8 protein-coding genes and 1 pseudogene are annotated in these 8,389 nt (G+C 65.4%); 5 read left to right on the forward strand and 4 right to left on the reverse strand.

The window, feature by feature from the left end; genetic code table 11:
- Positions 1 to 107: 107 nt before the first annotated feature.
- Entirely contained in the window at positions 108 to 2,993 is a 2,886-nt protein-coding gene (uvrA, locus tag DIE21_RS05635) for an excinuclease ABC subunit UvrA (RefSeq protein ID WP_124496758.1), read from the reverse strand.
- Between the two features lie 256 nt (positions 2,994 to 3,249).
- On the opposite strand from uvrA, the gene DIE21_RS05640 reads away from it, so the two are divergent.
- Positions 3,250 to 4,437, forward strand: coding sequence for an MFS transporter (locus tag DIE21_RS05640; protein WP_124496759.1), 1,188 nt, complete (start codon positions 3,250 to 3,252; stop codon positions 4,435 to 4,437).
- A 103-nt stretch (positions 4,438 to 4,540) separates the two neighbouring features.
- Positions 4,541 to 5,092: a single-stranded DNA-binding protein gene (locus tag DIE21_RS05645; protein ID WP_059603013.1), complete on the forward strand. Its 552-nt coding sequence runs from the start codon at positions 4,541 to 4,543 to the stop codon at positions 5,090 to 5,092.
- A gap of 118 nt (positions 5,093 to 5,210) precedes the next feature.
- Here the strand turns inward: DIE21_RS05645 and DIE21_RS05650 are convergent, their stop codons facing one another.
- Together DIE21_RS05650 and DIE21_RS05655 are read right to left on the reverse strand one after the other, a co-directional pair.
- Complete coding sequence (locus DIE21_RS05650) at positions 5,211 to 5,405, reverse strand: hypothetical protein (protein WP_124496760.1); 195 nt, start codon at positions 5,403 to 5,405, stop codon at positions 5,211 to 5,213.
- 207 nt (positions 5,406 to 5,612) lie between these two features.
- The gene (locus tag DIE21_RS05655; protein WP_260426780.1) at positions 5,613 to 5,915 is read right to left on the reverse strand and encodes a hypothetical protein; all 303 of its coding nucleotides are present in this window, start codon (positions 5,913 to 5,915) and stop codon (positions 5,613 to 5,615) included.
- 48 nt (positions 5,916 to 5,963) lie between these two features.
- Here DIE21_RS05655 and DIE21_RS37635 point away from each other — a divergent pair.
- Positions 5,964 to 6,155: pseudogene (locus tag DIE21_RS37635) on the forward strand (DNA-3-methyladenine glycosylase); the annotation flags it as partial.
- Between the two features lie 71 nt (positions 6,156 to 6,226).
- On the forward strand, positions 6,227 to 6,991 hold the full coding sequence (locus DIE21_RS05665) for a ParA family protein (protein ID WP_124496761.1): 765 nt from the start codon (positions 6,227 to 6,229) through the stop codon (positions 6,989 to 6,991).
- A gap of 69 nt (positions 6,992 to 7,060) precedes the next feature.
- Here the strand turns inward: DIE21_RS05665 and DIE21_RS05670 are convergent, their stop codons facing one another.
- Positions 7,061 to 7,261 (reverse strand): hypothetical protein, encoded by a 201-nt coding sequence (locus DIE21_RS05670; protein WP_124496762.1) that lies wholly within the window; start codon positions 7,259 to 7,261, stop codon positions 7,061 to 7,063.
- Between the two features lie 187 nt (positions 7,262 to 7,448).
- Between DIE21_RS05670 and phaP the strand changes: the two genes are divergently transcribed.
- Positions 7,449 to 8,030, forward strand: a complete 582-nt coding sequence (phaP, locus tag DIE21_RS05675) for a TIGR01841 family phasin (protein WP_124496763.1) — start codon at positions 7,449 to 7,451, stop codon at positions 8,028 to 8,030.
- Positions 8,031 to 8,389: the final 359 nt, after the last annotated feature.

Genomic DNA, 8,389 nt, shown 5'->3' on the forward strand with positions numbered 1-8,389 from the left:
GCGCTGTTTGGCTCGTGGTGTAAACGCAGAAGGGAAAACGAGGAGGCCGGCGCCGCCGCGGGCGCCGGGCGCCCGCGGCCGGGCGGCCGGCGCGGGAACGGAACGTGTCAGCCGGCCGCCGCCTTGCGGGTCGGACGCTTGAGCAGCGGCGCGAGGTATTTGCCGGTGAAGCTCGCCTTGGTCTTCGCGACCTGTTCGGGCGTGCCCTGCGCGATGATCTGGCCGCCGCCGGCGCCGCCTTCGGGGCCGAGGTCGATCACCCAGTCGGCCGTCTTGATCACGTCGAGGTTGTGTTCGATGATCACGACCGTGTTGCCCTGGTCGCGCAGCCGGTGGATCACCTCGAGCAGCAGCGCGATGTCGTGGAAGTGCAGGCCGGTGGTCGGCTCGTCGAGGATGTACAGCGTGCGGCCCGTGTCGCGCTTCGACAGCTCCAGCGACAGCTTCACGCGCTGCGCCTCGCCGCCCGACAGCGTCGTGGCCGACTGGCCGAGGCGGATGTAGCCGAGGCCGACGTCGAGCAGCGTCTTCAGCTTGCGCGCGATCACCGGCACCGCGCTGAAGAATTCGTACGCGTGCTCGACCGTCATGTCGAGCACTTCGCTGATGTTCTTGCCCTTGTACTGCACTTCGAGCGTTTCGCGGTTGTAGCGCTTGCCGTGGCACACGTCGCACGGCACGTAGACGTCCGGCAGGAAGTGCATCTCGACCTTCAGCACGCCGTCGCCCTGGCACGACTCGCAGCGGCCGCCCTTCACGTTGAACGAGAAGCGGCCCGGATCGTAGCCGCGCTCCTTCGCGGTCGGCACGCCCGAGAACAGCTCGCGGATCGGCGTGAACAGGCCCGTGTAGGTGGCCGGGTTCGAGCGCGGCGTGCGGCCGATCGGCGACTGGTCGACGTTGATCACCTTGTCGAAGTGCTCGAGACCCTCGATGGCCTCGTGCGGCGCCGGCTCGGCCGACGAGCCGTACAGGTGGCGCGCGACCGCGTGATACAGCGTGTCGTTGATCAGCGTCGACTTGCCGGAACCCGACACGCCGGTGATGCAGGTCAGCAGGCCGACCGGCAGCTCGAGGTCGACGTGCTTCAGGTTGTTGCCGTGCGCGTCGACGATGCGCATCATCCGCTCGGGATCGGGCGAGATCCGCTCGTCCGGATACTCGATCGTGCGCTTGCCGACCAGATACTGGCCCGTCAGCGACTGCGGGTTCGACTGGACCTGCTTCGGCGTACCTTCGGCGACCACCACGCCGCCGTGCTCGCCCGCGCCGGGGCCCATGTCGACGACGTAGTCGGCCGTGCGGATCATGTCCTCGTCGTGCTCGACGACGATCACCGAGTTGCCGAGGTCGCGAAGGTGCTTGAGCGTCCCGATCAGGCGGTCGTTGTCGCGCTGGTGCAGGCCGATCGACGGCTCGTCGAGCACGTACATCACGCCGGTCAGCCCCGAGCCGATCTGCGACGCGAGCCGGATGCGCTGCGCCTCGCCGCCGGACAGCGTTTCGGCGCTGCGCTCGAGCGACAGGTAGTCGAGGCCGACGTTGTTCAGGAACGTCAGGCGCGCGACGATTTCCTTGATCACCTTGTCGGCGATCTCGCGCTTCGCGCCGTCGAGCGTCAGGCCGTCGAAATAGCCGAGCGCGTCGCGCAGCGGCCAGCCGCTGATCTCATAGATGCCGCGCGCGTAGTCGCCGGCGCCGACCCGCACGTGGCGCGCCTCGCGGCGCAGGCGCGTGCCGTCGCACGACGGGCACGGCTGGTTGTTCTGGTACTTCGACAGCTCTTCGCGCACCGCGACCGAATCGGTCTCGCGGTAGCGGCGCTCGAGGTTCGGGATGATCCCTTCGAACACGTGCTCGCGGATCGTCGTGCGGCCGCGCTCGTTGATGTACGAGAACGGGATGGTCTGCTTGCCGGAGCCGAACAGCAGCACCTTGCGGATCTTCTCGGGCAGATCCTCGAACGCGGTGTCGATGTCGAAATCGTAGAACGCCGCGAGGCTCTGCAGCATCTGGAAGTAGAACTGGTTGCGGCGGTCCCAGCCCTTCACGGCGCCTGCCGCGAGCGACAGCGACGGGTGCGCGACGACCCGCTTCGGGTCGAAGAACGTGATCTGGCCGAGGCCGTCGCATTCCGGGCACGCGCCCATCGGGTTGTTGAACGAGAACAGGCGCGGCTCGAGTTCCTGCAGCGAGTACGAGCAGATCGGGCACGCGAACTTCGAGCTGAACAGGTGCTCGTGGTCGGTGTCCATCTCGAGCGCGATCGCGCGGCCGTCGGCGAGGCGCAGCGCCGTCTCGAACGATTCCGCGAGGCGCTGCTTCATGTCCGGGCGCACCTTCAGGCGGTCGACGACGACGTCGATCGTGTGCTTGTCGTTCTTCTTGAGCTTCGGCAGCGACTCGACCTCGTGGATCTTCGCGACACCCTCGTTCGCGGTGCCGCCGCCCGAGCGCACGCGAAAGCGCACGAAGCCCTGCGCCTGCATGTCCTCGAACAGCTCGGCATGCTCGCCCTTGCGGTTCGCGACGACGGGCGCGAGGATCATCAGCTTGGTTTCCTCGGGCAGCGCGAGCGCCGCGTCGACCATCTGCGACACGCTCTGCGCCTCGAGCGGGATGTCGTGGTCGGGGCAGTACGGCGTGCCGACCCGTGCGAACAAAAGTCGCAGGTAGTCGTGGATTTCGGTGACCGTGCCGACGGTCGAACGCGGGTTGTGGGACGTCGCCTTCTGTTCGATCGAGATCGCGGGCGACAGGCCCTCGATCAGGTCGACGTCGGGTTTCTCCATCAACTGCAGGAACTGGCGGGCGTACGCGGACAGGCTTTCGACGTAGCGGCGCTGGCCCTCGGCATAAAGGGTGTCGAACGCGAGCGACGACTTGCCCGACCCGGACAACCCGGTAATCACGATCAGCTTGTGGCGCGGCAGGTCGAGATTGACGTTTTTCAGGTTGTGGGTGCGTGCCCCACGGATACGGATCTGTTCCATGAACCTGGCGAAAATGGAGGGAACCAAACCTGCTACTATAACGGCTTTTCGAGGCCGTCGTTGAGGGTCCCCCAGCCTTTGCTGGCAGCCGGCAGCAAGGCGGTGTCCACGCCGGGGAAGCGGCTACGCCGCACGGCTTCGGGCGGCCCGCGGGCTGCCCGCGTCACGCCCCGGAAAGCGCCTGCCAGGCCGGTGGCCCTGATCTTTCGCCGCCCGCCGCCGGGCGGACATTCCGATCATTCGAAATTCATTCCAGATGTCCAATCCGTCCGCCACGTCTTCCCGCATGACTGCGCCCGAACTGCGCGCGACCACGTCGCTCGCGGCGATCTTCGCGCTGCGCATGCTCGGCCTGTTCATGATCATGCCGGTGTTCTCGGTCTACGCGAAAACCATCCCGGGCGGCGACAACGTGCTGCTGGTCGGCATCGCGCTCGGGGCCTACGGCGTCACGCAGTCGCTGCTGTACATCTTCTACGGGTGGGCCTCGGACAAGTTCGGCCGCAAGCCCGTGATCGCCACCGGCCTGCTGATCTTCGCGCTCGGCAGCTTCGTCGCCGCGTTCGCGCACGACATCACGTGGATCATCGTCGGCCGCGTGATCCAGGGGATGGGCGCGGTGTCGTCCGCGGTGCTCGCGTTCATCGCCGACCTGACCTCCGAGCAGAACCGCACGAAGGCGATGGCAATGGTCGGCGGCTCGATCGGCGTGTCGTTCGCGGTCGCGATCGTCGGCGCGCCGATCGTGTTCCACTGGGTCGGGATGAGCGGGCTGTTCGCGATCGTCGGCGTGCTGTCGATCCTCGCGATCGGCGTCGTCGTGTGGGTCGTGCCCGACGCGGCGAAACCCGTGCACGTGCCGGCGCCGTTCGGCGAAGTGCTGCACAACGGCGAGCTGCTGCGCCTGAACTTCGGCGTGCTCGTGCTGCACGCGACGCAGACGGCGCTGTTCCTCGTCGTGCCGCGCCTGTTGGTCGACGGCGGGCTGCCGGTCGCCGCGCACTGGAAGGTCTACCTGCCGGTGATGGGGCTCGCGTTCGTGATGATGGTCCCGGCGATCATCGTCGCGGAAAAACGGGGCAAGATGAAGCCGGTGCTGCTCGGCGGCATTCTGGCTATCCTGATCGGCCAATTGTTGCTCGGCAGCGCACCGCATACCATCCTGATTGTGGCGGCGATCCTGTTCGTGTACTTCCTGGGTTTCAACATCCTGGAAGCATCGCAGCCGTCGCTCGTGTCGAAGCTCGCGCCCGGTTCGCGCAAGGGCGCGGCCACGGGCGTCTACAACACCACGCAATCGATCGGGCTCGCGCTCGGCGGCATCGTGGGCGGCTGGCTGCTGAAGCACGGCGGCGCGAACACCGTCTTCTATGCGTGCTCGGGGCTCGTGGCGGCGTGGCTTATAATCGCGGCCAGCATGAAAGCGCCGCCGCGCAAGGCCTGAGCCTTCTTTTCGGGCAAGCACAGGCGGCGTTCGCCGGCTTGCCCGGCGGGCCGCTCCGACGACATTCGCGGGCGGCCCGGCATCGAATTTACTGGAGAAACACATGGCATCCGTCAACAAGGTCATCCTCGTCGGCAATCTCGGCGCCGATCCTGAAGTCCGTTACCTGCCGAGCGGCGATGCGGTTGCGAACATCCGTCTCGCGACGACCGATCGCTACAAGGACAAGGCGAGCGGCGATTTCAAGGAAATGACCGAGTGGCACCGCGTCGCGTTCTTCGGCCGTCTCGCCGAAATCGTCAGCGAATACCTGAAGAAGGGCTCGTCGGTCTATATCGAAGGGCGCATCCGCACGCGCAAGTGGCAGGGCCAGGACGGCCAGGATCGCTACTCGACCGAAATCGTCGCCGACCAGATGCAGATGCTGGGCGGCCGCGGCGGTTCGGGCGGCGGCGGTGGCGGCGGTGACGAAGGCGGTTATGGCGGCGGCTACGGTGGTGGCGGCGGCGGTCGCGGCGGCGAACAGATGGAACGCGGCGGTGGCGGCGGTCGTGCCGGCGGCGCGCCGCGCGGCGGTGCAGGCGGTGGCCAGAGCCGTCCGAGCGCGCCGGCAGGCGGCGGCTTCGACGAGATGGACGACGATATTCCGTTCTGAGAGGAATGTCGGTTCCAGGTGTAAGGACGGACCCGAATTTCCGAGCTGAATCAGTGATTTGGCCTGGATCTTCGGGTCTTTTTTCGTTTACACGTGTTTCGATCCTGGTGAAGCGTGACTAGTCGGATGGGTTCCGTTCGTCGAATGGAGTCTGACGTGACCCGATGTGCGATTCGTGAAGTTCTGATGGCATTGACCGGGCCTTCGGCAGCGCCATCGGTGCGATGGCGCGGGATGTGCACGTTGAATCGGCGACGATGTCGACGTTGAAATTGAACCGAGCCTCGAGCGAGCGCTGCGAGATGAGCGCCATGAAAGGCATCGTGAAAGGCGGGGAGGCGCAGTTGCACGCCGGTCGCATTGGAGGGGAGGGGCTTGAAACGATTCCCACACGCTCGGCACCCGCTGCATTCCCGTCCAAAGCATCACGCGGGGGCGATGCCGATCGGGTGCCATGTGGTTGCGCGTTGTCCGTCCGCAAGACTGGCGCCGAGTGCGCCGGACAATCGACCGATTGGGCTTAGGTAACGATCGCGACCAGATTGCCGACGCGCTCAACGGACTTGCCACCCGTCGGCCACCGGACCAGCGCGTTGCTACCGTCGATCGACAGGACTACGCCATCGCTGCGGTCAACCGTGCCCGTGAGTGTGACGCGGTTCACTTTTGCCGCAGGCGAAAACGAAGCCGTGCTGCGGCCCGGCAGCATATCCATCAGGAACGAAAATACGGGGTACACAATTGCTCCTTCGCGAGCTCTAACTAGGGTTTTCCCTAGTGTAACAGCCTGGATGCGGCGCCGCAACATTTCTGCGACATCCATGGTGTGCGCATATGACCTCGCGATTCCCAACCGTTGCGGCCGCCGAGGGTTGGCGGCCCTGAAGGTACCGGCACGGGCGTGCTGATCCTCCTCCGTCTGCTTGACGGGCTCGACCGGATGCACGCGGCCCGGCTGCCGCCGACGCGCGATCGCTCGGCATTCGCGTCGGGCAGGGGCTGCCATGGCGGTGGAACGTGGCCCGGCAACCGTTATGTGTCGGGCCCGCTGCCGCGTATCTGACGGATGTCATGCGGCCGCCACGATTGACCGGCTAAGCTCGTTCTTTCGACGTTTCGATCGAAGGAGACACAATGCGGCGGGTCGTATTCAACCAGAAGGGCGGTGTGGGCAAGTCGACGATCGTCTGCAACCTGGCGGCGATCAGCGCGAGCGAAGGGCTGCGCACGCTCGTCATCGACCTCGACGCGCAGGCGAATTCCACGCGCTACCTGCTCGGCGACCGCGCGACCGACGCGCATCCGGGCGTTGCCGAATTCTTCGAGACCGCGCTGACGTTCAACTTCCGGCCGGTCGACGTCGCGTCGTTCATCCATCCGACGCCGTTCGACGGGCTCGACGTGATGCCCGCGCATCCGGACCTCGACACGCTGCACGGCAAGCTCGAGTCGCGCTACAAGATCTACAAGCTGCGCGACGCGCTCAACGAGCTCGACACCTACGATGCCGTCTACATCGACACGCCGCCCGCGCTGAACTTCTACACGCGCTCGGCGCTGATCGCGGTCGAGCGCTGCCTGATTCCGTTCGACTGCGACGACTTTTCGCGCCGCGCGCTGTACACGCTGCTCGAGAACGTGAAGGAAATCCAGCAGGACCACAACGCGGCGCTCGAGGTCGAAGGGATCGTCATCAATCAGTTCCAGCCGCGCGCGAGCCTCCCGCAGCGGCTGGTCGACGAACTCGTCGCGGAAGGGCTGCCGGTGCTGGCGTCGCGGCTGTCGGCGTCGGTGAAGATCCGCGAGTCGCATCAGCAGTCGACCCCGGTGATCCATCTCGAGCCGGCGCACAAGCTCGCGCAGGAGTTTCGCGCGCTGCATCGCGAGCTGGCCGGATGAGATCGTCGCCGGCGCATCCGGTATTTTGTACGATCATTGATTCCATCATTAATAATCCCGGTAACGATTTCAAAATAAATCTGGAAAAACGATTACATAAGCGACTGCTCCATTTTCAATGCGCGCCTCTTTTCCAATAACGGGAATAATGACGGGTAAATGTTGCGGGCGGCTGGCATGTACTATGCTGTAAAAATGTAAAAAGCATTTCCGGACAAGGTGTTGCAACGTGGCCCCATTGCGTTTGAACGCCGGCTGAATGATGGTCATTTCGACCGGTAAGGGTTTTCACCTAGTATTGATGCCATTTAATTGACAATCAATCCATCTAGAATGGCCATCTTCAACTTCTCGCATTCAATAGGGTCTGCGGGTTGTCAATAAGGAAGCAGGCCGTCGAACTGACTTCCATTTTTTCTCTACGTCGTCTCTCGCATTGCTAACAGGAGCGTGCCCGATGTCCGTATTTGCCCCCGAAAAACTCGCCGCCGATTATCAATCCGGAATTGCCGCGTGGTTCGCGATTGCCCGTCCGGCGATCAACGGTTTCGAGGCTGTCGTCGAACTCAACGTGCAAGCGGCCAAGACGGCGCTCGAGGAGTACGAGGACAAGCTGAAGAACGCGTTCAACGCGAGCAACCCGGCCGCGGGTTTCGCGCAGCAGATCGCCGCACCGCAGGAAGCCGCCGGCAAGGCCGTCGCGTACGGTCGCCATCTGTTCGACATCGCGGTGTCGACGCAGGCCGAATGGACGAAGGTCGCGCAGGCTCAGTACGAGCAGACCGACAAGCGCGTGAAGGACGTGTTCGGCGAGCTGGCGAAGCATGCGCCGGCCGGCTCGGCCCCGGTGGTCGCCGCGCTGAACTCGGCGCTGTCCGCGGCGACTGCCGCGGCCGACTCCGTGCGCGCAGCGACGGGGCAAGCGATCGAGGCCGCGCAAAGCGGTTTCGAAGCGGTCAGCGAAACGACGGCGCGCGGTGCCAAGCAGACGGCCGCCACCGCACGCAAGGAAGCCGCTTCGCGCGAATCGGCTGCATGACCGCGTGTCGCGCGCAGGCGCGACACGATTGAGCGGCGCCGGCGGGCGCCGGCCCGCCGCGTGTGCCGCGCGGCGACCGGCGAACGTCCGGCTTGCCGCAGCGTGTCCGGGCGCGGCCGGGACGGGCGGATGTGCGGCGTGCATGGGCGCGCGAGCGTGCAGCCGCATCGCGGGCCGCGTGGCGCTCACGCGCCGTCGTCGGCCGCCGCGCCGTACCGGCACCGGCACGCAATACAGTACGCAATACGGATCGACCCACTGATTTCAATGCAGGAACTGAACATGACGGACGTAGTGATCGTATCGGCCGCGCGGACCGCGGTCGGCAAATTCGGCGGCTCGCTTGCGAAGGTCGCGGC

The organism is Burkholderia sp. Bp9140, assembly GCF_003853425.1.
GTDB lineage: Bacteria > Pseudomonadota > Gammaproteobacteria > Burkholderiales > Burkholderiaceae > Burkholderia.